Annotated in this window: 3 protein-coding genes; all 3 read right to left on the bottom strand. The window is 69.8% G+C overall.

The annotated features are described in order from the left end of the window. Positions 1-3,171, bottom strand: a 3,171-nt coding sequence (locus IAE24_RS25880; RefSeq protein WP_200016400.1) for a non-ribosomal peptide synthetase, incomplete at its 3' end; no start/stop codon positions are given. Next, positions 3,168-16,118 carry a non-ribosomal peptide synthetase gene (locus IAE24_RS25875; protein WP_199961943.1) on the bottom strand — a complete coding sequence of 4,317 codons (12,951 nt, stop codon included), beginning with the start codon at positions 16,116-16,118 and terminating at the stop codon, positions 3,168-3,170. The genes IAE24_RS25875 and IAE24_RS25880, both read right to left, overlap by 4 nt. Further along, positions 16,115-23,971, bottom strand: coding sequence for a non-ribosomal peptide synthetase (locus IAE24_RS25870; protein ID WP_199961942.1), 7,857 nt, complete (start codon positions 23,969-23,971; stop codon positions 16,115-16,117). The genes IAE24_RS25875 and IAE24_RS25870 overlap by 4 nt, the downstream gene beginning before the upstream one ends. Positions 23,972-23,976 lie beyond the last annotated feature (5 nt).

Raw genomic sequence — 23,976 nt, 5'->3', positions numbered from 1 at the left:
GGCGCGCATGCGTTCGAGCAGCTTCAGGGCCAGCAACGAATGACCACCCAGTTCGAAGAAGCTGTCATGGCGTCCCACGCGCTCCACGCCCAGCACCTCGGCCCAGATGCGCGCCAGCGTCTCTTCCAGCTCACCTTGCGGCGCCTCGTATTGCTGGGTACTTGCCATTTCCGGTTCAGGCAAGGCCTTGCGGTCCACCTTGCCGTTGGGTGTCAGCGGAAACGCATCCAGCACCACGATGGCGGAAGGCAGCATGTAGTCGGGCAGCACGGCGGCCAGAGCCTGGCGCAGCTCGGCCGCCAGGCCTTCCCCAGCCTGCGGCGCGGCCACGTAGGCCAGCAGCCGCGTGCCGCCCGCGCCCTGGGCGGCGACCACGACGGCCTCGCGCACTCCGGGCCGGGCCAGCAGTTGGGCCTCGACTTCGCCCAGCTCGATGCGCAGGCCGCGCACCTTGATCTGGTGGTCCAGCCGGCCCAGGTATTCGATCTGGCCCTGCGCATTCCAGCGCACCAGATCCCCCGTGCGGTACAGCCGACCCTTGCCGCTGCCATCGAAGGGATGGGCCACGAAGCGCTCGGCCGTCAGCCCCGGCCGGTTCAGGTAGCCGCGCGCGAGCGCCATGCCACCCAGGTACAGTTCGCCCGCCACGCCCTGGGGCACGGGCGCCATGTCGGCATCCAGCACCCAGGCTTCGGTGGCGCTGATGGGCCGGCCAATGGGCACCAGGCTGAGGCCGTCGTCACGGCAGGTCCACTGCGTCACGTGGATGGCGGCCTCCGTGGGCCCATAGAGGTTTTGCAGGCTCACGCCGCGCAGGCGCCGCAAGGCCTCGCTCTGGGTGGCCGCGGGCATGGCCTCGCCACCGCAGATGACGTAGCGCAGCCGTGTCTGCTCCTCTATGCCCTCGTATGCCAGAAAGGCCTGCAGCATCGAGGGCACGAAGTTCAGCGTCGTGATCTGGTGACGGCGGATCAGCGCGATGATGCGTGCAGGCTCGCGCTGGTCGCCGGGTCCTGCCAGCACCAGCTTCACGCCTACGGTCAGGGGCCAGAAGATTTCCCAGACCGAGACATCGAAGCCGAACGGCGCCTTGTGCAGCACGGCATCCCCGGCGCCTATCGCATAGCGCTGCTGCATCCAGGCCATGCAATTGCTCAGTGCGGCATGCCGGTTCGCGGCACCCTTGGGCCGCCCCGTCGAGCCCGAGGTGTAGATCACGTAAGCCAGGTTTTCGCCATCGACCGGCACCTGGGGATCGTGCTCGGGCCCGGCTGCGGCCGTCTCGGGCTCGATGTCCAGCAGTTGCAGGCCCGCATCCTCGGGCAGCAGCCCGCGCCCCGGCCCCTGGCAGAGCACCAGGCGTGCGCCGCTGTCGGCCAGCATGTAGGCCAGCCGGTCTCGCGGATAGTCGGTATCCAGGGGCACATAGGTGCCGCCGGCCTTGAGCACGGCCAGCAGGGCCACGATCATGGCCACCGAGCGTTCGGCCGCGATGGCGACACGGGTCTCGGGGTGCACGCCCAGCGCGATCAGGCGGTGGGCGAGACGGTTGGCACGCCGGTTGAGTTCGGCATAGCCCAAAACCTCATCGCCGAAAGCCAGGGCCGGCGCCTCAGGCAGGCGCCGAGCGCAGGCCTCGAAACGGCGGTGCACGGGCTGGCCGTCGCCGGCCACCTCGGCATCGCGCCCCCAGGCTTCAAGTTCCCGGCGCTCCGGCTCGCCCGGCAGGACGATATCGCCCAACGCCTGGTCGGGATGATCAGCCAGGGCCTGCAAAATGGCCTGCAAATGCCCGGCCATGCGCGCAATGGTCGCCGCCTCGAACAGGCCCGCAGCGTAGCTGATCTCCAGCAGCACGCCGCCGTCGGCATCTTCCGTGCTGTTGAGCGTGAGTTCGAATTGCGCGCTGCGCCCCTCCTGGGCACAGGGCTCCAGCGTGAGGCCGCCCAGCCGACCTCCCCCGCCGAGGGTTGATCGCTGGTGGTTGTGCATCACCTGGAACAGGGCATGGACGCCGAGATTGCGCTCTGGCTGCAAGGCCTCGACGAGCTGGTCGAAGGGCAGGTCCTGATGCGCCTGCGCGGCCAGCGCAGCCTCGCGGGCCTGGCGCAGCACCTCGACGACGGGGCGGCGAGCGTCCATGCGGTTGCGCAGCACCTGGGTATTGACGAAGAGGCCGACCAGCCCTTCGGTCTCGGCGCGGTGCCGGTTGGCGATGGGCACGCCCACACGGATGTCCTGTTGCCCGCTGTAGCGGGCCAGCAACGCCTGCCATCCCGCCAGCAGCGCCATGAAAAGGGTCGCGCCCTCGGCACGGGCACGGGCCTGCAGTGAATGCGCCAGCGCCGCAGGCAGCTGCAGCCTGTGCTCGGCCGCGCGGTGGACGGCGTCGGCGCGCCGTGCATGGTCGGCCTGCAGTTGCAGCACGGGCTGCTCACCGCCCAGTTGCTGCATCCAGTAGCGCAGTTGGCGCTCGCGCTCGCCCGCCTCCATCCAATTGCGCTGCCAGGCCGCATAGTCGCTGTACTGCACGGGCAGGAGGCGCAGTCCGGGGGCCCGGGACTGCAGATGGGCACCGTACAGGGCGGCGAATTCCTCGATCAGGATCTGCATGGAGCGCCCGTCGGACACGATGTGGTGCATGGCGACCACCAGCAGATGCCGGTCCTGCCCCTCGCGCACCAGGGCCACGCGCACCAGCGGCCCCGCCTCCAGGTCGAACGGCTGCTCGCAGACCTGCCGCACCCATGCCCGGGCCTGCGCATCGCCGGCCGCTTCACCATCCCATAGGGGAATCTCGACCTGCTGGGAATCGCACACCTGCTGCAGGGGCTGGCCGTCGGGGCCGGCCCTGAACACGGTGCGCAGCGCGGCATGCCGGGCGACCAGATCCGCAAAACCCGCCCTCAGGGCCTGTGTGTCCAGCGCACCCTGCAGGCGCCAGACTGCGCTGATATGGTAGGCCGCGCTGTCGGGCTCCAGCTTCCAGAGAAACCACATCCGTGCCTGCGCATAGGACGCAGGCACGGCCGTCCCGTCATCCTGCCCCGCGACGATGGGCAGACTGGAAAAGTTGATGCCCTGGGCCGCCAGTGCTTCGAGAAACAGGCGCCGCTTGCCCGGAGCGAGGCGATTGAAGCGCTGTGCGATGTCGAATTCCGTGTTTTTCATTCCAGGTCCAACTCTTCCAGAAGGGATGCCATTTTTTGAAGATCGGCGGCCTTGCCGGCATCGGCGGCGCCCAAGGTCTGTTCCACCAGCAGGGCCATGTCGGCCAGGCAGCGGCTCTCGAAGCAGGCCCTCAGGGGCAGTTGCACCGAGAACTGCCTGCCCACCCGGGCCTGCACATCGAGCACGGCCATGGAGTGGCCGCCAAGCTCGAAGAAGTTGTCGCCACGCCCCACCTGCGCCACGCCCAGCACGGCCGACCAGATCGCTGCCAGGCGCCGCTCGGTCTCGCCGCGGGGCACGTCATGGCTGGGTCCGCCGCCCAGGTCCGGCTCGGGCAGGGCCCGGCGGTCCAGCTTGCCGTTGGCGTTGAGAGGCAAGGCGTCCAGCCCGACGATGGCGTTGGGCACCATGTAGTCGGGCAGCAGCGCGGACAGCTGCAGTCGCAGTCCCTCGGGATCGGCCACGTGGCCGGCCTGGGCAACCACGTAGGCCAGCAGCCGTGTGCCGCCGGCCCCGGGCCGGGACACCACGGCGGCCTCTCGCACGCCGGGCTGAGCCAGCAGGCCGGCCTCGATCTCGCCGGCCTCGATGCGGTAGCCCCGCACCTTCATCTGGAGGTCCGCGCGGCCCAGGTACTCGATGCGGCCGTCGCTACGCCAGCGCGCCAGGTCGCCGGTGCGGTACAGCCTGCGGCCCTCCTGCGACAGCGGATCTGCCACGAAGCGCTCGGCCGTCAGGCCCGCACAGCCCAGGTATCCGCGCGCCAGTCCCGCGCCCCCCAGATAGAGTTCACCGACCACGCTGGCCGGCACGGGCTGCATGGCGGCATCCAGCACCCGGACCAGGGTTTGCCGCACCGGCCGGCCCAGCGGGACGCAAGCGCCCTGCACATCGCCGACCTCCACGCGGCCGCAGACCGCGAAGGTCGTGCACTCGGTGGGGCCGTAGCCATTGATCAGAGCCGTTGTGCCCATGATCTCCAGCGCCTGGCGCGCATGGTGCACCGACATGGCCTCGCCCCCGCTGAGCAGCTGGTCCAGTCGCGCCAGGGCTTCGGGGTGTGACTCCAGCATCCGGTTGAAGAGCGCCGCCGTAAGCCAGGCACAGCGCACGTCATGGCGCTCCATGAATGCCGCCAGGTCCTGGAAGGACACCCTGCCCGGCGGCGCCTGCACCAGGGTGCCGCCATTGCACAGCGCCCCCCAGATCTCGAAGGTCGAGGCATCGAAGGCCAGCGGCGCGAACTGCAGCATGCGCAGCCCGGTCCCCAGCCGCGCGCAGTCCGCGTCACGCACCAGGCGGCAGATGCTCTGGTGGGCTATCTCCGTGCCCTTGGGACGCCCCGTGGAGCCCGAGGTGTACATCAGGTAGGCCAGGCCCTGCCCGTGCAGCGCCCGGGCCGGGTCGTGATCGGGCCATACGCAGGGGTCCGGTGCATCCAGCGCAAGCCATCGCAATCCGGCATCTCCCACGGGCCGCTCCAGCCAGCATTCGTGGGTCAGCACCAGCCGCAGCCGCGCGTCCTCGCACATGGCACCGGTGCGCCCATCCGGCCATTGGGGGTCCAGCGGCACATAGGCACCACCGGCCTTGAGCACGGCCAGCAGGGCCACGACCATGTCGGCGCAGCGCTCGAACAGGATGCCCACACGGACCTCGGGGCCGACCCCCAAAGCCATCAGCCGATGGGCCAGGCGGTTGGCATGCCGGTTGAGTTCGCCGTAGGTCCATGGCCGCCCGTCGCCAGCCAGCGCCAGTGCATCGGGCTGGCGGCGCGCCTGCGCCTCGAACAGACCATGGACCGTCGCGTCATGGACCTCGCCTGCCCGGTTGTCGCCCCAGTCCAGCAGTCGGCGATGCTCGGCCTCGCGACCCAGCGCCAGTTCGCAGATCGGCGTCTGCGGCGCCTGCTGCAGCGCCTGCACCAGTTGTTCCAGCGCATCGCGCAGGTCCTCGCAGACGCGCAGGGCGTCGGCGGGCTGCGCCACCTGCGCGGCCAGCGTAAATGCGCTTCCCTGTTCGTCCACCGACATGCCGAACGGATAGTTGCTGCGCTCCCGGCTCTCCAGCATGTCCATGCCTTCCCAGGCCGGCGCCGTGTCCTGGCTGCCCTGAGCGCCGTAGCGGTAGTTGAACAGGGCGCTGAACAGGGGCAGTCCGCCCGCCAGGCCGCTGCAGCGCTGGATCAGCGAAAGGCTGGCATGTTCGTGGTGCAGCAGCTGGGCCAGTAGCGCATGCGTGTCATCCAGGCATTGGCGCACGCTGCGCGCGCCCAGCTGCAGCCGTACGGGCAGCGTGTTGATGAACAGGCCGACCGCGCGTTCCGCGCCGCGCCCGCCCTGCATGCGCCCGAACAGCACGGTGCCGAACACCACGTCGTCACGCCCCGTGGCCCGGCCCAGCACCAGCGCCCAGGCCAGGTGGAACAGCGCCGCGGAACTCACGCCGCTGCGGCGGGCCTGTTGCCGTATGCGCCCGGCCAGGCCGTCATCCAGGCGCAGGCGCGCCTCCTGAACGGCACCGCCGTCGCCTTGCACATCGAGCAGGCCGTAGGGTGCCGTGGGTTCGGTGACATCGCCCAGCAGCGCCGTGAAGAACGCCCTGTGCTCGGCCTCGCCCACGCCCCTGCGCGCATGTGCCACAAAGCGCCGGAATGGCAGGGGCGCGGACAGAAGCTCCCGGCGCCCCTGCTGGATCAGCGCGATCTCGCGGACCAGCAGCTCCAGCGTCTGGTGGTCTATCACCAGGTGATGGCACAGCAGGCGCAGCAGCCAGCGCCCGTCCTGCGCGCGCGACCCGGCCAGCGCGCGCGCCATGGGTGCCTGCCGCACATCGATGCGCGGATGGGGCTGCTGCGCATCGGCCGCCGACCATTCGGGCTGTAGCTGCGCGTGGCGGTACACCACCTGCACGGGCTCGCCCAGGCCCTCCCACAGCACAGCCGTGCGCAGGATGTCGTGGCGTGCAATCACCTCGTTGAAGCTCGCCACAAAGCGCTCCAGGCGCTGCCGGCTGTCGAAGGCCAGCACATGCGAGGTGACATAGGCATCGCTGTCCGCATTCAGCATGTGGTGGAACAGGATGCCTTCCTGCAGCGGCGCGAGCGGATAGATGTCCTGGATGTTCGCGGCGCCGCCCGGCACCGCGGCCTCGATGCCGGCGATCTCCGCGGCGTCGATGTCCACCAGCGTCAGCATCTGCGGCGTGATGGCCGTGCAATCCTCGGGGATCAGGTTGGCGGGCACCTCGATCTGCACCTGGCCCTGCAACTGGCCCTGCTCACGGCCCAGCGCCTGGGCGAAGTCCGCCAGCCTCGGGTGCTGGAACAGCGTGCGCACCTGCACGCCCAGGCCCAGGGCGCGCACCCGCTCCAGCAACCCCAGCGCCAGCAGCGAATGCCCGCCCAGCTCGAAGAAGCCGTCGTGCCTGCCCACGCGCTGCACGCCCAGCACCTCGGCCCAGATGCGCGCCAGCGCCTCTTCCAGTTCGCCCTGCGGCGCCTCGTATTCCTGTGCCCCCGCCGTCTCCGGCTCGGGCAGCGCCTTGCGGTCCACCTTGCCATTGGCCGTCAACGGCAGCGCATCGAGCACCACGATGGCCGAAGGCACCATGTAATCAGGCAGCCCCTGACCCAGCCGCTCCTTGAGCAGCCCGTCTTCGACTTCCTCGTTCAATGAGACATAGGCCACCAGCCGCGCCCCGCCCGGCCCCTGGCTGGCCAGCACGACGGCCTCACGCACCTCCGGCTGCGCCAGCAGCTGGGCCTGCACCTCGCCCAGCTCGATGCGGAAGCCCCGGATCTTGACCTGCTGATCGACCCGGCCCAGGTATTCCAGCTCGCCCTGCGCGTTCCAGCGCACCAGGTCGCCTGTGCGGTACAGCCTGCTGCCATCGTCCGTGAAGGGGTTGGCGATGAAGCGCTCCGCGCTCAGGCCTTGCCGGTTCAGGTAGCCACGCGCCAGGCCCGCGCCCGCAACGAACAGCTCGCCCGCCACGCCTTGCGGCAACAGGTTCAGACTGCCGTCCAGCACGTACAGGCCCAGGTCCGGAATGGCAGTTCCCACGGGACTGCGGCCACCGTCCAAATCTGTCTTGGTGATCTCCCGGTACGTCACATGCACCGTGGTTTCGGTGATGCCGTACATGTTGATGAGTCGGGGGCTTTCGTCCCCGAAGCGATCGAACCACGGCCTCAGGCTTTCGGGCTCCAGCGCCTCGCCGCCAAAGACCACATGGCGCAGCGACAGGCCAGCGCCACACTCCTCGTCCTGCTCCACAGCATGCACCAGCTGCCCAAAGGCCGAAGGCGTTTGATTGAGAACCGTGACGCGTTCCGCACGCAGCAAGGCCAGGAAGTCCTGGGGCGAGCGGCTGACCCAGTACGGCACCACCACGAGCCGGCCACCCGTGCACAGCGCACCAAAGATCTCCCAGACCGAGAAGTCGAAGGCGTAGGAATGGAACAGCGTCCAGACATCGTCAGGCCCAAAGCCGAACCAGGCATCGGTGGCCTCCAGCAGCCGCGCCACGTTGCGGTGGCTCAGCTGCGCGCCCTTGGGGCGGCCCGTGGAGCCCGAGGTGTAGATCACATAGGCCAGGCTGTCGGCCGAGACCTGCACCTGCGGATCGGCATCCGATTCGGCAGACAGGTCCAGCGTGTCGATCTCCAGCAGTTGCAGGGACTCGGTGCCGGGGATGCGATCACGGACAGCCGCCTGCGTCAGCACCAGGCCGATGCCGCTGTCGGTGACCATATGCGACAGACGGCCGACAGGATAGTCCGGGTCCAGCGGCACATAGGAGCCGCCGGCCTTTAGGATGGCCAGCAGGCCCACGACCATCTCCACCGAGCGCTGCATGGCAATGCCCACACGCGACTCGGGCCGTACGCCCAGGGCGATCAGGCGATGGGCCAGGCGGTTGGCCTCAGCATTGAGCTGTGCATAGGACAGCGTGTGGCCTTCGCTGCGAAGGGCCGGCGCCTGGGGCTGGCATCGGGCCTGCGATTCCACGCGCCCGTGCAGGCAACCGGCTGCGCGAAGCGCAATGGCTGCGGGAGCCTGTCGCAGCAGCGCCTGGCGCTCGTCCTCGCCCAGCAAGGGCAAGCTGCCCACCTCTTGGGCGCCATCGTCCGCCAGGGCTTGCAGCACCCGCACATAGTGCCCCGCCATGCGCTCCATGCTGGCGCGGTCGAACAACTCCACCGCATGGACCAGGCTCAGGTGGATGCTGCCGTCCACCAGCTCCGTGCTGTCCAGTGCCAGTTCGAACTGCGCCGCCCGCGTACCGCTTGCGGCGTCCTCCACCACCAGGCCGGGCAGAGAGCGGGCCTTCTCCATCGCCTGCGCACGCTGATGGTTGTGCACGACCTGGAACAGCGCATGCGTGCCCAATTGCCGCTGCGGCTGAAGCACCTCCACCAGTTGCTCGAAAGGCAGGTCCTGGTTGGCCAGCGCCCCGCGGACGGTCTCGCCGGCCCGGGCCAGCGCCTCGTCCAGCGTCAGGCCGTCATGCACCTGGCCGCGCAGCACCTGAGTGTTGACCAGCAGGCCGACGATGCCCTCCGCACCGTGCCGATGGCGGTTGGCGATCGGCACGCCCACGCGGATGTCCTGCTGTCCGCTGTAGCGATACAGCAGGATCTGCAGGCCCGTGAGCAGCACCGTGAACAGGGTCGTGCCTTGGGCACGCGCGACGGCATGCAGCTGCCGCGCGAGGGTGTCGGGCAACTCGAATTGCCACTCCCCGGCCTCGTAGCGGCCGTCGGCGCGCCGCGGATGGTCCACGGGCAGTTGCAGCAGGGGGTGTTCGCCGCCCAGCTGGTCCTGCCAGTAGCGCAGCTGCCGCGCATGCTCGGCACTGCCCATCCACCCGCGCTGCCACGCGGCATAGTCTGCGTAGCAAAGAGAGGGGGCCAGGGGCGGGGCTCCAGCGCCCTCGGCAGGCGGGGCCGCCTGCACGCCCGCCAGGTACAGCGCAAGCAGCTCCTGGACCAGAATCTGCATGGACTGCCCATCGGAAATGATGTGGTGCATGACCACGGCAAGCCGGTGCTCATCCGGCCCCAGGGCCAGCAGGCTCACGCGCCAGGGCGGATCTGCGGCCAGGTCAAATGTCGTCCCGGCCAGCCGCTGTAGTTCAGCGGCCGCATCGGCCCGGCGCTGCGGTTGCGGGACGACGGTCAGGTCGATCACGCGCAAGTCCGGTTGGGCTCCCTCCAGCACCACGGCCTGCGGCTGTCCTGACGGTCCCTGCGGGAACACGGTCCGCAGCGCCTCATGGCGCAGGGCAAGCGCCGCGAAGCTGCGGCGAAGGGCCTCCCGGTCCAGCGCGCCGCGCAGCGTCCAGGTGGCCGCGATGTGGTAGGCCGAGCTGTCGGGCTCCAGGCGCCAGAGGAACCATTGCCGCGCTTCAGCCGATGAGGGTGCCCGCACCGGCTGCGGGGCATGGCGTGCGATGCCTTCCAGCGACGGCAGCCGCCCATCGCCCAGGGCCTGCGCAACCGCCGCCAGGCTCTGGTTCTCGAAGATCTGGGCGGGCGACACCTGCAAGCCGCGCTGACGCGCCAGCGCGGCCACGCGCAGACTGAGGATGGAGTCCCCGCCCAGCGCGAAGAAATTGTCCTGGCGCCCCACGCGCTCGATGCCCAGCACCTGCGCCCAGACCAGGGCCAGGGTCTGCTCCACGGGGCCCTGCGGCGCCTCGTGGCCGGCATCGGCCTGTGCGTCCGGCTCGGGCAGCGCCTTGCGGTCGAGCTTGCCGTTGGCATTGAGCGGCATCGCGTCCAGTTGCACGATCAAGGCAGGCACCATGTACTCGGGCAGGGTGCGCGCCAGCGCCGCGCGCAGTGCCTGGACATCGATGGCCTGCCCGGGCCGCGCACTGACGTAGCCGACCAGCCGCATGCCGCCGGGCCCCTGGCGCGCCACCGCCACAGCCTCCTGCACCTGCGGCTGGGCCAGCAGTTGCGCCTCGACTTCGCCCAGTTCGATGCGCAGGCCGCGTATCTTCACCTGCTGGTCGATGCGGCCCAGGTATTCCAGTTCCCCGTCGACCCGCCAGCGAACCAGATCGCCCGTCCGGTACAGGCGCTCGCCGTCGCCGAACGGACTGGCCACGAAGCGCTCTGCGCTGAGAGCCGGCCTGTGCAGATAGCCGCGCGCCAGGTTCGCACCCGACAGGTACAGCTCGCCGGCCACGCCCACGGGCGCCGGGCCCAGATCTGCGTCCAGCACATGGGCGCCGGTCTGGCTGATGGGACGGCCTATGGGCACCTGGCTGCGCCCGTCGTCGCGGCAGCTCCAGTGCGTCACGTCGATGGCCGCTTCGGTGGGCCCGTAGAGGTTGAACAGGCCCGCCTGCGGCAAGCCCGCGAACACCCCGGCCTGCGCTTCGGCGGGCAAGGCCTCTCCACTGCAGAAAATGCGCTGCAGGCTGGCGCAGCGCGCCAGATCCGCATGCTGCAAAAAGGCCTGCAGCATGGACGGCACAAAGTGCAGCGTGGTTACCCCGTGTCGCTCGATCAGCTCGGCAAGCCGCTCGGGGTCGCGGTGCTCCCCGGGACCGGCCAGCACCAGCCTGGCGCCATGCATCAGGGGCCAGAAGAACTCCCACACCGAGACATCGAAGCCGAAGGGTGTCTTTTGCAGCACCACGTCAGATGGCTGCAGCCCATAGGCCTGCTGCATCCACAGCAGCCGGTTGCGCAGCGAGCCATGGCGGATGGCCGCGCCCTTGGGCCGCCCAGTGGAGCCGGAGGTGTAGATCACATAGACCAGGTTCTCCGCGCTGAGCGCTGGATCGGGGTTGGCACTTCCAGCCTCTTCGGGCGCCGGCTCATCCAGCTCCATCACCTGCACGGCTTCAGGCCATTGCGGCATGCGCGCGCCCAGGTGGCCGTGGGTGAGCAGCAAGGCGATGCCGCTGTCGTCCACCATGTAGCGCAGGCGCTCGGCGGGGTAGTCAGGGTCCAGAGGCACATAGGCAGCACCGGCCTTGAGAACGGCCAGCAGTGCCACCACCATGCCGATGGAGCGCTCCATGGCAATGCCCACGCGCGACTCGGGCCCTACACCCCGGGCCATGAGTGCGTGGGCCAGCCGGTTGGCCCGGTGGTTGAGTTCGCCGTAGCACAGGACCTGGTCCGCGCAGACCAGGGCGATGGCCTCGGGCGCCTGGGCGGCCCTGGCCTCGAACATGCGGTGGACCGGCGGTCCCTCGTCGAAGCGCCGTGTGTTGGTGCTCCACCGCTGCAGCTGCAGCAGCTCCTGCGGCGGCAGCAGGTCCAGGCCGCAGGCGCGGGTGCGCCCTCCTTCGGCCAGGGCCTGCACCATGGCCTGCAGCGCCTGCTCCAGGTACAGGCACAGCCGCCGCGCATGGTCGGCGTCGGCGGCCTGCGCGGCCAGCGTGAAGCCTCCACCCTGGTCGTTCACCGACATGGCCACGGGATAGGTCGTGCGCTCGCGGGCCGAAAGCACGCTGATGCCTTCCCAGCCGGCCGGCGCCCCATCCCCGCCCTGGCCGTACCGGTAGTTCAGCAGGCTGCTGAACAGCGGCGTGGTGCCGGGCAGGCCGCTGCATTTGAGGGCCAGCGACAGGGGGGCATGCTCATGCGCCAGCAGTCCGGCCAGGCAGTCGCGGGTCTGGCGCAGCAATCCGTCAAGGTCTGCGCCACCGAGCCGCAGGCGCACCGGCAGCGTGTTGATGAACATGCCGACAGCGCGGCCCATGTCCTGCGCGGCCTGCATGCGGCCGAACAGTACGGTGCCGAACACCACGTCCTGCGTGCCGCTGACCCGGGCCAACACCAGGGCCCACGCCAGATGGAACAGCGTGGCCGGATTGACCTGCCGGCCTCGGGCGCAGCCGTGCAGCGCGCGCGCCAGCCCGGCATCCAGTGCCAGCCGGTGCTCGGCCACCGGCTCCTGCAGCGTCAGCAGGCCGAAGGGCGCCGTGGGCTGGTCCACATCGCCCAGCAGTTCCGAGAAGAAGGCCTGATGGCCCTGGAGCGCGGCCTCGTCGCGCGCCAGCTGCACGAACCGGCGAAAGGGAACGGGCGCGGGCAGCAGATCGGGCCGGCCCTGATGGATCAGCCCCACCTCGCCCACCAGCAACTCCAGCGCCGTATGGTCCATTACCAGGTGGTGGCTGGGCAGTTGCAGCAGCCAGCGCTGATGCGCGGGATCGAAGGCGGCAATGGCCCGGACCATGGGAGCCTGCCGCACATCGAGGCGGAACTCAGCCGGGCCCACAAGCGCGGCAAGCCGCTGTTCAGCGGTGACGGGTCCATCGCCTTCGGGCAGCCATTCCAGGCGCAGCGGAGCCTGCCGACAGACCACCTGCACCGGCTGCGGCAGCCCCTCCCAGAGCACCGCCGTGCGCAGGATGTCGTGGCGCGCGATGCACTGGTTCAGCCCCTCCACGAAAGCCAGCAGCCGGGCCTTCGAATCAAAGCCCAGCAGGCAGTGGGTCACATAGCTGTCGCCACGCGACTGCACCAGGTGATGAAACAGAATGCCTTCCTGCAAGGGCGTCAGCGGATAGGCATCCTGGATATTGGCCGCGCCGCCCGGGATGGCGGCCTCCATGGCGCGCAGATGACCGGGCTGCAGAGTCACCAGCGGCAGCATGGAGGACTCCAGCCGCTCGCACCCCTCGGGCACCCCTGAAGCCGCCGCGGCGCCGTCTTCCTGTGCCTGTTGCGCAGGCCGCAGCGTCAGAGCGAAATCCTGCAGTCTCGGCTGCCGGAACAGGTCGCGCGCCTCGGCCTGCCAGCCGGCGCGCTGCAGGCGCTCGACCACCTGTATGGCCAGCAGCGAATGCCCGCCCAGTTCGAAGAAATGGTCCTGGCGGCCGATGCGCCCGGCCTCCAGCAGGCCAGCCCAGATGCCGGCGAGCATCTCCTCCTGCGCCCCTTGGGGAGCCTCCCAGGTCACCGATGCCTGGACCGGGGCCGGCAGGGCCTTCTGGTCGATCTTTCCATTGACCGTCAGGGGCAGCCTGTCCAGCACCACCACAGCGCCGGGCACCATGTAGTCGGGCAGCACATGCACCAGCTGCGCGCGCAGAGATTCTGCCTGCACGGTCTGCCCTGCAAGCGCCGACACGTAGGCCACGAGCCGCGCGCCAACGGCGTCAGCCATGACAACGGCCTCGCGCACGCCAGGCTGCGCCAGCAGCACCGCCTCGATCTCGCCGGGTTCGATGCGCAGGCCGCGCAGCTTGATCTGCTGGTCCACGCGTCCCAGGAATTCGAGCTGGCCATCGGCGCGCCAGCGCGCCAGGTCGCCGCTGCGGTAGAGGCGGCAGCCCGGCTCGCCCAGCGGGTGGGCGACGAAGCGCTCCGCGCTGAGCGCGGGCATGCCGAGATAGCCGCGCGCAAGCCCCTGGCCGCCCAGGTACAGCTCTCCGGCCATACCGGGCGCCACGGGCTGCATGTCGGCATCCAGCACCCAGGCCTCGCGTTCGCCCACGGGCCGGCCTATGGGCGCATGGGCGCCCACGTCAGTGACCTCGCTGACATCCGAGATGGACGGCGTGACCACGGCCTCGGTCGGGCCATAGGCATTGAAGATACGGGCGCCGGGGAACATCCTCCGGGCCAGCGACAGCCCTTGGGTCGGCAGGGCCTCGCCGCCGATGATGCAACGCTCAAGCCGGGGCAATTCCAGAGGACAGCCCAGCTCGTCGGCAAGCAGCCGCAGATAGCCCAGCGGAAGGTCCAGCGCGCTGACGCCAGCCTCGGCCGTTCTTGCCACGAATTCGCGCGCCGTCCACGCCCGCGCATCCCCCGTCAGCACGGCCGCCCCGCTGGCCAGCGGCACCATCCATTGCTCGCAGGCGGCGTCAAAGCCCACGGAGGCGAACAGCAGGCCGCAGTCCTGGCGCTGCATGCCATGGAATTCGCGCATGGCCTGGATATGCATGGCCAGGGCTCCATGGGACACGGCCACCCCCTTGGGACGCCCCGACGAGCCCGAGGTATAGATCACATAGGCCAGACTGTCCGCATGCACGGCCGGCAGCGGCTGCGCAGGCCGGGCGCCTGCAGGCATCGGTGCGTCCAATGTCAGCACCAGGGGCACGGTATCCAGCTCCGGCGACTGTCCGGGCTGGGTGAGAAGACAGGTCGCGCCGCTGTCCATGAGCATATGGGCCAGGCGCTGCGGCGGATGCCGCAGGTCCAGCGGCACGAAGGCGGCGCCGGCCTTCATGATGGCCAGCAGGCCCACGATCATGTCGGCCGAGGGCGGCAGAGCCAGTCCCACCCGGCAATCGGGGCCGATGCCATGCGCCACCAGCAGGCGCGCGGCGCGATCGACACGGTGCTGCAGCTGACCATGGCTGAGCGTTGCGCCACCATCAATCACCGCAGGCGCATCGGGATGGGCCTGCGCCTGCCGGGCGATCAGTTCGTGGACCAGGCCGTCGGCCAACCGGGAGCCCTCTCCCCTTGCCCACCCCTGCAGGCGGCTCAGAGGCTCGGCGTCGACCAAACACAGATTGCCCAGCGCCTGGTCGGGCGAATGCAGCAGGGCCTGGAGCAAGGACAGATAGTGCGCCTGCCAGCGCGCCACCGAATCCGGTTCGAACAGCTCTCTGGCGTAGCTGAAACGCATTTGCAGCCGGCCATCGGCACCTTCCAGAATGTCCAGCGCCAGCTCGACCTGGGCCGACTGGCCGCCCCATTCCATGGGGGTGACGCTCAGTCCGGGCAGCCGGGCCAGCGCCGCATCGTCATGGTGCACATGGTTGAACATCACCTGGAACAACGTACCCTGCCCGGGACGCAGCGCCTGGACAAGTTGCTCGTAAGGCAGGTCCTGGTGCGACTGCGCGCCCGCCACGGCCGAGCGCACCTGTTCCACCAGATGGCGCAGGCTGCTGCCACCGCCCACCTGCGTGCCGATGACCACGGTGTTGACGAACATGCCCACCATTGCTTGGGTCTGCGCATGGTCGCGCCCGGCCATGGGCACGCCCACCCGTATGTGTTGCAGCCCCGTATGGCGGTACAGCAGCGCCTGGAAGGCGGCCAGCAGGAGTGTGAAGACGGTGCACCCCTCCTCGCAGGCCCTTTCGCGCAGGCCCCGGACCAGGTTATCGGGCACGCAAGCAAGATGGCGGGCCGCCTCATAGGATGGCCGGGCCTGCCGGGGATGGTCCGCAGGCAGTTCGACCAGGGGTGAATCGTTCCCCAGCGTGTCACGCCAATAGGCCAGTTGGCGCTCCGACTCTCCAGCGTCCAGCCAGGACTTCTGCCACAGCGCATGGTCCGCATACTGAAGGGCGGCGCTCTCCAGCGCCTGCACGGCGCCTGTGGCACGGGCCCGGTACTGGTCCACCAGGGCATTGACGATCAATTGCAACGACCAGGCATCGGAGACGATGTGGTGCATGACGATGGCCAGCACATGCACATCGTCGGCCAGCCTGAACAGGCGCACGCGCAGCAGCGGCCCGGTGCCGAGATCGAAGGGCTGGCGGGCCAGCTGCGCGCAGCGCGCCTCCAGCAAGGCCTGCTGGCGGGCGGGTGCCGCCTCGCCAAGGTTCTCCTGCACGAAGTCCGGCTCGGCCTGTGCCAGCACGCGCTGGTAGGGAAGGCCCTGCCCGTCCACGTCGAACACCGTGCGCAGCGACTCGTGCGCGCCGATCAGTGCCTGGAAACTCTCGCGCAGCGCAGCGGCGTCGAGCGCACCGCACAGCTTCAGCGCCGTGCCGATGTGGTAGGCCGAACTGGCCGGCTCCATGCGCCAGAGCAGCCACTGGCCCAGTTGCGCATAGGACAGGGGAAGGCCGTCCTGCGCCGATGCCTGGGTACGCGGCGGAATCGGCAATTGCCGCATGTCCACGCCGCTTTCTCGCATCTTGCGATAGACCAGGCGCTGCTGCTCGGGCGGCAGCAGGGCGAATTTGCGCGCAATGCTGTCGAACTGGTTCTGTGTCATGGTGCGATTTCCAAACCGTCTATGAAGGATTCCAGCGCTGCCAGCGGCAGGCTTTCGGACCGGACCTGCTGCTCCCTCAGGCCTTGGGCCATCTGGGACAGCACCGGATGGCGCAGCGCGTAGGCCAGGCCCAGGTCCGTGCCCATCTCGGTGCGCACACGCGCCAGCATCTGCACCAGCAGCAGCGAATGCCCGCCCAGCTCGAAGAAGCTGTCATGGCGTCCCACGCGCTCCACGCCCAGCACCTCGGCCCAGATGCGCGCCAGCGCCTCTTCCAGTTCGCCCTGCGGCGCCTCGTATTCCTGTGCCCCCGCCGTCTCCGACTCGGGCAGCGCCTTGCGGTCCACCTTGCCATTGGCCGTCAACGGCAGCGCATCGAGCACCACGATGGCCGAAGGCACCATGTAGTCTGGCAGCCCCTGACCCAGCCGCTCCTTGAGCAGCCCGTCTTCGACTTCCTCGTTCAGCGAGACATAGGCCACCAGCCGCGCCCCGCCCGACCCCTGGCTGGCCAGCACGACGGCCTCACGCACCTCCGGCTGGGCCAGCAGCTGGGCCTGCACTTCGCCCAGCTCGATGCGGAAGCCCCGGATCTTCACCTGCTGGTCGGCACGGCCCAGGTATTCGAGCTCGCCCTGCGCGTTCCAGCGCACCAGGTCGCCCGTGCGGTACAGCCTGCTGCCATCGTCCGTGAAGGGGTTGGCGATGAAGCGCTCCGCGCTCAGGCCTTGCCGGTTCAGGTAGCCACGCGCCAGGCCCGCGCCCGCAACGAACAGCTCGCCCGCCACGCCTTGCGGCAGCAGGTTCAGACTGCCGTCCAGCACGTACAGGCCCAGGTCGGGAATCGCCACTCCGACGGGGCTGCGTCCTCCTTGAAGGTCAGTCTTGGTGATCTCCCGGTACGTCACATGCACCGTGGTCTCGGTGATGCCGTACATGTTGATGAGTCGGGGGCTTTCGTCCCCGAAGCGATCGAACCACGGCCTCAGGCTTTCGGGCTCCAGCGCCTCGCCGCCGAAGACCACATGGCGCAGCGCCAGGCCAGCGCCGCCCTGCTCGTTCACATCTTCCTGTTCAACCGCATACATCAGTTGCCCAAAGGCCGAAGGTGTTTGATTGAGAACCGTTACGCGCTCCGCACGCAGCAAAGCCAGGAAGTCCTGGGGCGAGCGGCTAACCCAGTACGGCACCACCACCAACCGGCCGCCCGTGCACAGCGCGCCAAAGATCTCCCAGACCGAGAAGTCGAAGGCGTAGGAATGGAACAGGGTCCAGACATCGTCAGGCCCAAAGCCGAACCAGGCATCGGTGGCGTCCAGCAGCCGCGCCACGTTGCGGTGGCTCAGCTGCGCGCCCTTAGGGCGGCCCGTGGAGCCCGAGGTGTAGATCACATAGGCCAGGCTGTCCGGGTTCACTTCAACCTGCGGATCGGTACCGGGTTCTCCCGACAGGTCCAGCGTGTCGATCTCCAGCACCTGCAAGGCGACAGCGCCGGGAATGCGCTCGCGCACCGCAGCCTGCGTCAGCACCAGGGCAATGCCACTGTCCTCGACCATGTGCGCCAGACGATCGGCAGGGTAGTCCGGGTCCAGCGGCACATAGGCGCCCCCGGCCTTGAGGATGGCCAGCAGGCCGACCACCATCTCCACCGAGCGCTGCATGGCAATGCCCACGCGCGTCTCCGGGCGCACGCCCAGGGCGATCAGGCGGTGGGCCAGGCGGTTGGCCCGGGCGTTGAGTTCGGCGTAGCTCAGGGAGTACGGGCCAAAAGCCAGTGCCGGCCTTGCGAGGTGAAGATGGGCCTGGGCCGCGAAGCGCTGGTGCAGCGGTTGGGCCGGAGCCAGGCATGGCTGCGGCCTGCCGCGTTGGGCCAGCGTTGCGGTTTCGGCCGGCTCGGCGGGCACCACTTGACCCACGCGACGGCCAGAGGACGCGGCCAGTTGCAGCAGCAGATACAGCAGGCGGTCCGACAACTGCCGGACCTGCGCTTCGCTGAACTGCGCGCACGCATAGTCCAGCCCTAGGCGCAGGCTGTCACTTTGGTGCACGACCACGGTCATGGCGTAGTGGGTCTGCTCGCTGCTGCGCACGCTTTCCAGCACGACGCCTGCGCCACCAGCCTGTGACAGCGCCTCGCCCAGCGGATAGTTTTCGAAGACGACGATGCTGTCGAACAAGCCTTCGGCACCAGCGCCTGCCCATTGCTGTATCTCGTACAGCGGCGTGTGCTCATGCTCGCGCGCGGCCACACCGTTGGCCTGCAGGGCACGCAGCCAGTCGCCCACCTCGCGGCCCGCATCGACACAGACCACCGTTGGCAAGGTGTTGATGAACAGCCCCAGCGTCCGCTCGGCGCCATCGAGTTCGGCAGGCCGGCCCGCCACCGTCGAGCCGAAAACCACGGCTGGCTGGCCCGTGCAGGCCGACAGCAGCAGGCTCCATGCCGCCTGCACCAGCGTGGACAGCGTCACGCGCTCTTCGCGCGCAAAGCGCATCAGCGCCTGCGTGGCCGGCCGGTCCAGCGCCACGTCCAGCGTGGCATGGCCCGTTGCGATCGATGCTCCCCGCCTGTCGTGAGCTCCCATGGCCGGCGCCAGGCGCGTGGGAGCCGGCAGCGCCGCAAGCTGTTCACGCCACCAGGCCTGACCCGCCTGCGGATCGCATCTACCCAGCCAGGCAATGAAGTCGCGGTAGCGCCGCGCAGGAGCTGCGGGCCGGTCGCCCGCGTAATGCTGCAGAACTTCGGACAGCAGTTGCGAGCTGCTCCAACCGTCGAGCAGAAGATGGTGGCGGGTCCAGATCAGCCTGTGCCTCTGAGCGGACAGTCGCACGAGCGCGAGACGCATCAGCGGCGGCTGCGCGAGGTCGAAGCCGCGCTCGCGCTCGCTCGAAGCAAGCGCCGCGGCGGCCTGCGCGGCATCGGATTGGCCGCTGCAGTCATGTTCGGTCCAGGGCAGGTCTGCTCGGCGTGCCACCCACTGCAGCAGGCCTTGCCCGTCGAGAAAGCCGGTGCGCAGTATTTCGTGCCGGTCGCTGGCCGACTGCCAGGCCTCGCGCAGGCGCGCAGGGTCTACCCGGTCCATGTCCATCTGCAGCTGGTTTACATAGACCGTCTCCTGCGTATCGGACAGGCTGTGGAACATCAGGCCGGCCTGGGTGGGTGTCAGCGGATAAAGATCCTCCAGGCTGTCCAGCGGCAAAGCCAGCGCATCCAGCCGCTGCTGCGAGACCCCGGCCAGCGGGAAATCGCTGGGCGTCACGCCGCGCCCGCCGTCCACGCAGTGCGCGATCAGCGCCTGCAGCTCGCCCAGGAAGCTATCGGCCAGACCCTGCACCGTCGCCCCATCGTGCACGGCTGCGCTGTAGTGCCACTGCAGCACCAGCTCGCCGCGCTGTATGCAGGCCACCACTTCCAGCCAGGCGCGCCGCGACGACTGCGGTGCGCGCTGGCCGGTCACCGGCTCACGCGCCAGCCGCCAGCCCAGGCCACCGTCCAGCGCCTGGTCCAGCTGGCCCAGGTAGTTGAAGGTGAGCTGCGGCTGCAGCTTCGGCAGCTGCGTTCCTTGGGGGGCCAGATGGCGCAGCAGCCCGTAGCCCAGGCCCTTGCCGGGAACGGCGCGCAGCTGCTCCTTGATGGCCTTGAGGCTCGCGCCCGGCTCGGCGTCGGCACCCGGTCGCAGGCAGACCGGGTACAGCGTGGTGAACCAGCCCACGCTGCGGGCCAGGTCCATGTCCTCGCTCCAGGGCTCGCGCCCATGGCCTTCGAGTTCGACCAGCACGCTGTCGCGCCCGCCCCAGGCGCACAGCGTGCGTGCCAGAGCCGTCAGCAGCACGTCGTTGATCTGGGTGCGGTAGGCCGGCGGCACTTCGCTGAGCAATTGTTCGGTCAGGTCCTCGCCCAGCCTGCACTCCACCGTGACCGTGTCCGCGACGGTGTTGCTGCCTGCGGCGTGGCCGGGCAGCGGCGCGCCGGCCTGCGCCAGCGTCTCGGTCCAATGGGCGAGTTCGGCCTGCATTGCGGACTGTGCGGCGCGCGACTGCAGCGCTTGCGTCCATTCCCGCAAGGCGCTGGTGCGCGGGCCGAGATCGACAGCCTGGGCCTTGCCCAGCTGCGCATAGGCGGTCTGCAGGTCCTCGACCAGGATGCGCCAGGAGACGGCATCCACCACCAGATGGTGGGCGATCAGCAGCAGCCGGCCCGAGCGCGTGCCGCCCAGATCCAGCCACACGGCCTTGAATGGCCGCTCCAGGCTCAGCGTCGTCTGCAGCGCTGCGGCGGCGCGCGCAATGGCCGCGCCCGCGTCACGCTCGGCCGACAGGTCCTGGGTTTCGAACGGCGCCTGCGCGGGGGCGGCACCCACGCACTGCGTCCAGCGCCCGTTCTTGCAGGCGAAGCGCAGGCGCAGCGCCTCATGCTGGGTGACCACGGCATCGACCGCCGTGCGCAGGCGCGCCAGGTCCGGCACCTCGCCCAAAGTCAGCAGCACAGACTGGTTCCAGTGGTGGGGCTGCGCAAAGGCCTGTTCGAAGAACCAGTGCTGCACAGGCGTCAGGCCAAATGCTGCACCGGCTTCAGCGGCCGGGGCTGCCGGGGCGGTGGGCGCAGCTGGTGCGGCCGCCACGGCACCGCCCGTGGCTGCGGCCAGCGCGGCAATGGTCTGCTGCTCCATGAGCTGCCTGGGCGTGAGCTTGAGGCCGCGCTTGCGTGCGCGCGCCACGATCTGCAGCGCCAGGATGGAGTCGCCCCCCAGGCTGAAGAAGTTGTCATGGCGGCCGGGCGCCTCGGTGCGCAGCACCTGCGCCCAGATCTCGGCCAGCAGCTGCTCGGTGGCTCCCTGGGGCGCCTGGCCCCCGTCGGTGGCAGCCGTTGCCGCCTGCGGCACAGGAGCTGGCAGCGCGCGGCGGTCAAGCTTGCCGTTGGCCGTCAACGGCATGGCAGGCAGATCGACAAAGTGCGCTGGCAGCATGTAGTCGGCCAGCCGGGCGCCCAGCGCTGCACGCAGGCCGTCATGGTCGCCCGGCTGGTCCGGTTCGCGCACCAGATAGGCGCACAGCCGCAGCTGGCCGTCTTCGCTGGCCAGAGCCAGCACCTCGGCCTCGCGCACGGAAGGCTGCTCGCGCAGCGCCTGGGCAACTTCGCCGGGCTCCACACGGAAGCCACGGATCTTGACCTGGCCGTCGAGACGGCCCAGGAATTCGAGGCTGCCGTCGGCACGCTGACGCACCTGGTCGCCCGTGCGGTACAGGCGCAGGCCGGGCTCGAAGGGGCTGGCCACAAAGCGTTCCGCGCTGAGCGCAGGCCGGCCCTGGTAGCCGCGCGCCAGACCCGCTCCGCCAATGAACAACTCGCCCGGCAGGCCCGCGGGCACGGCCTGCAGCGCCGCATCCAGCACATGGGCCACGGTGCCGCCCAGCGGCACGCCCATGGGCAGGCTGGCGGCTGCACGGTCGGCCTGGTCTGCGGACTGGGTCAGCGTGCCCACCGTGGTCTCGGTGGGGCCGTAGTGGTTGAGCACGCGGCAAGCGGGCTGCAGCGCGGTGATGCGCTCCAGCAGCGCCCAGCCCGTCGCCTCGCCCCCCAGCACCAGGCAATGGCGTGGCAGAACCTGCGCGGGCCCGGCAGCGTTCAGCAGGGCCTGCAGATGGCTGGGCACGATCTTGAGCACATCGACCTGGTGCGTGTGCATGTAGTCCGCAAAGGCATCGGGATCGAAGGCGCGCTCGGGGGCCATCAGGTGCAGCAGGCGCCCAGAGCACAGCGCGCCGAACAGCACCGTATGCCCCAGGTCGGCGGCCACGGTGGACACCATGGCCATGCTGGAGGCGCTGGCCGGCAGGTCCAGCCGGGCCAGCACGCCCTGCACATAGTTGGCCAGCGCGCCGTGGCTGATCACCACGCCCTTGGGCTGGCCCGTGGAGCCCGAGGTGTAGATGAGGTAGGCGGCCTGATCGCGGTGGAGCGTGACGGGCTCCAGCGTGGTGGCTTCAGGCTCCATGTCGTCGGAAAGTGCCAGCGGCCAGACAGGAATCGCCGGCTGCCACGCCACGGGCTGCGCCGCCAGCAGCAGGCGTGCACCGCAGTCGTGCAGCTGGTAGGCCAGGCGCTCGGCCGGCAGCTCGGGGTCCAGCGGCACATGAACGCAGCCGGCCTTGAGCACGGCCAGCATGCCCAGCACCAGCTCGGGCGAACGTGGCGCCAGCACGCCGATGCGGGTTTCCTGTCCCAGGCCCTGCGCGCGCAGCTGCGCGGCCAGGCGGTTGGCCGCGCGGTCCAGCTGCACGAAGGATGCGGTGCGCGCTTCGGCGCGCAGCGCCATGCCCAGGCCCTGGCGTTCAACAGCGGCATTCCACAGCGCAAGCACGGTTGCGGCCTGGGGAGCCTCGCCGCCGTCAGCCACGTCAACCGGGTCGGCCAGCGCAATGGCCGCCAGCGCTGCATCGGGCGCAGCCACCACCTGCTGCGCGCAGCGGGTCAGGCTGTCCGCGAAGACGGCGATGCGCTGCGCATCGAACAGGCCCGTGTCGTGGATGAACACGCATTCGATGCCCTCGGCCCGGTCGGTGAAGTCCAGGCTCAGGTCGAAATGCGCCTGGCCTGCCGTCAGTGTCTGCATGCGCACGCGCAGGCCGGCAGCGCTGCGCTCGCGCTCCATGGCGTCCTGCTGCGTGCACTTGACCTGGAACAGCGGATGCACGCCCGGCAGGCGCTCGGGCGCCAGCGCCTCGACCAGCATGTCGAACGGCAGGTCGGCATGCTGCTGCGCATCCAGCACGGCCTGGCGCACCTGTTCAAGCAGTTCGCCAAAGCCCATCTGCGGTGCGGCATCGACCTGCAGCACCTGCAGGTTGAGCAGATAGCCGATCAGCCCATGCGTCTCGGTCTTGCCCCGGTTGGCAATGGGCGTGCCCACGCGGATGCGGCGCTGGCCGCTCAGGCGGTACAGCAACAGGTCCAGCAAGGCCGTCATGGCCATGAACAGCGAGGCGCCGCGCGCCCGCGCCAGCGCGCGCACCGCATCGGACAGCTCGGCGGGCCAGACAAAGCGGTGCCGGCCCTCGGCCGCGCCGGTCACGGCGCCGCGCGCATGGCTCAGGGGCAGCTCCAGCGGCGCGTGTTCCTGCCCCAGGCGTTCGCGCCAGTAGCGCAGCTGGCGCTCGCGCTCGCCGCCGTCCAGGCGCTGGCGCTCCCAGGCCGCGTAGTCGGCGAACTGGATGGGCATGGGTGCCAGTGCGGGGGGCTGCGCGCGCAAGCGGGCCTCGTAGCAGTGCAGCAGCTCGTCGACCAGGATGCGCAGCGACCAGCCGTCCGCCGCGATATGGTGCAGCGACAGCGCCAGCACATGGCGCTGCGCGTCCAGGCGGTACAGGCAGGCGCGCAGCGGCGCCTGGCGGTCAAGGGCGAAAGGCGTCTGCGCGAAGCCGGCCAATGCGTCTTCCAGCGCAGCCTGCGTTGGCATATCGACCACAGGCATTTGCAGCGACGTGGCCCCGTCCGGTTGCACCGCCTGCACCGCCTGGCCATCGTCGCCGGCCGTGATCCGCGTGCGCAGGATGTCGTGCCGCACCACCAGATCGTCCAGCGCCGCAGCCATCGCCCCCGCGTCCAGCGGGCCTTCCATGTCCAGGCTGCCGGCCAGGTTGTAGGCCGGGCTGTCGGGCGCCAGCTGCCAGGTCAGCCAGAGGCTGCGCTGGGCATGGGACAGCAGGGCCGGGCTGGCCGGATCGCGGCGTGGAATGTCCTGGCCAGCGCGCACGGCCGGGCTGCCGCCGCCGCGCAGGCGGGCATCGAGCTGGGCACGCTGCTCGGGGCTGAGCCGGGCGCGCAGGGACTGAATATCTTGCGGTGCTGTCATGGCGA

The sequence above is a fragment of the Delftia sp. S65 genome (genome assembly GCF_016516495.1).
Lineage (GTDB): Bacteria > Pseudomonadota > Gammaproteobacteria > Burkholderiales > Burkholderiaceae_C > Comamonas > Comamonas acidovorans.
The sequence above is the reverse complement of the archived record's forward strand: the minus strand, read 5'-3'. Positions and strand labels throughout refer to the sequence as shown.